1 protein-coding gene is annotated in these 1349 nt (G+C 66.8%); it reads left to right on the forward strand.

The genetic code is table 11. The features are described 5' to 3' along the window. The first annotated feature begins 2 nt into the window (after window positions 1-2). Entirely contained in the window at window positions 3-1244 is a 1242-nt protein-coding gene (locus LZ198_RS42770; RefSeq protein ID WP_253977935.1) for an ISL3 family transposase, read from the forward strand. Window positions 1245-1349 lie beyond the last annotated feature (105 nt).

Below are 1349 nucleotides of genomic sequence, written 5' to 3' on the forward strand. Positions count from 1 at the left end.
AACTGCGTGTACGGCGCTTCTGCTGCCGAAACCCGGAATGCTCTCGCCGCACGTTCGCGGAGCGGCCGGTGCGCTTGCTACCCTCTCGGGCTCGGAGAACACGACGTCTCGCCACTGCGCAGTGTGCCGTTGCAATCACCGCCGGAGCGGAAGCTGGGGCCAGGCTGCTCAAGCCCCTGGCCATGCCCACCAGTCCCGATACCCTCTTGCGGCTGATTCGCAGCGCTCCGCTGCCTCCTCCCAGCCCTTCTCGCATTCTGGGCCTCGACGACTGGGCACTGCGCAAGGGGCGCACCTATGGCTCCATCCTTGTCGATCTGGAAGCGCACTGCGTGCGGGACGTGTTGCCAGACCGCTCGACTCCCACGGTGAGCGCCTGGCTGCGCCAGCACCCCGGCGTGGAAGTCATCGCCAGAGACCGGTCGACTGAGTACACACGAGCGGCGGCACTGGGCGCTCCAGAGGCCCAGCAGGTGGCGAACCGCTGGCACTTGCTGCTGAATGGACGGCAAATGATGGAACGCTGGATGACCAGCGCCCACCCCCGCCTTCGAGCGCTACCGGCCGTATCGCGCGCAGGCACTCCTCCCGCGTGTCGTCACACCAGCTTTTCGCGAACTCACGCCGACGCTCACGCTCGAGAGGAGAGCCGCTCCCGGCGTGTCGCTGCATACGAAGCCGTACGGCGGCGGCACCTAGCCGGGGAGCCCCTGCTGAGAATCAGTCACGAACTGGGACTTGCTCGAGGGACGGTGCGCAAATACGCCGCCGCCGAAGTCTTCCCCGAGCGCGCGGCGCGCGTGCCTGGTCCCAGCATCCTCGACCCTTACCTGGAGTACCTGACGCGGCGACACGTCGCGGGGTGTGAGAACGGCCGCGAACTCTGGCGGGAGATTCGTGCCCAAGGCTTTCGTGGCACCTCTCGGCAGGTCCACCGTTGGCTCCAGGAGCGACGGACCTTTCGGCCTCGCCCAGGGGCGCGCGGTGACCCTGGCGGCAACTGGTGGTCGACGGGCACGCGCCCTGATGCGCTCCCCTCGCCGAAGCAATTGGCATGGTTGTGCGTGAAGAGGCCCTCGGAGTTGACCTCTGCGGAGACCGCGACGTTGGCGCGCATCGAGCAGGACGACGAAGCGTCGCGTGTCGTCGCATTGGCCCGGCGGTTCTGCGAACTCGTGCGCTCGCGGAGCGTTTCACAACGAGCAAGGCCAACGCGGTCCTGTGTCGGTCCTCAAAACCATTGATCCCTCCAGGGGTGGATTTCTCAGAACCATTGACCCCAGGGGGTGAGGGTTTCTCAAAACCTTTGACCCCGCCCGCGTGACTCACGACCTACGCCCCTCGTCCCG

This window comes from Myxococcus dinghuensis, from assembly GCF_024198235.1.
GTDB classification, from domain to species: domain Bacteria; phylum Myxococcota; class Myxococcia; order Myxococcales; family Myxococcaceae; genus Myxococcus; species Myxococcus dinghuensis.